The organism is Polaromonas sp. P1_G2, assembly GCF_056405515.1.
Genome location: NZ_JBFUBY010001461.1, coordinates 1 through 399 on the forward strand (window position 1 = coordinate 1; position 399 = coordinate 399).

General features: G+C 64.2%; 1 protein-coding gene. It reads right to left on the minus strand.

Annotation, left to right across the window (positions count from 1 at the left end; all coding sequences use genetic code 11):
* Positions 1-399, minus strand: a 399-nt coding sequence (locus AC1D0P_RS31080) for an acyl-CoA dehydrogenase family protein (RefSeq protein WP_477680246.1), incomplete at both ends; no start/stop codon positions are given.

Below are 399 nucleotides of genomic sequence, written 5' to 3' on the forward strand. Positions count from 1 at the left end.
GGCGCGGAAAATGTCGAGCGTGCGCATGGCGATCTTGAAACCTTCGCCAGGTGCGCCGAGCCGCCGCGACGCGGGGATACGGCAATTATCGAAACGGATGGTTGCCAACGGATGCGGGGCGATCACCTCGATCCGCTCCGCAATTGAGAAGCCGGGGTCATCGGCAAATACCACGAAAGCGGAAATGCCGCGGGTGCCCGGCGCTTCGCCGGTGCGGGCGAAGACGGTGTAGACATCGGCGATACCGCCATTGGAAATCCAGGTCTTTTCGCCGTCGAGGACATAGGAGTCACCGTCGGCGCGGGCGGCGCAGGCCATGGCGGCAACGTCGGAACCGGCCTCTTTTTCCGACAGTGCGAAGGCGGACAGCCATTCGCCGGAGGTCACCTTGGGCAGCAC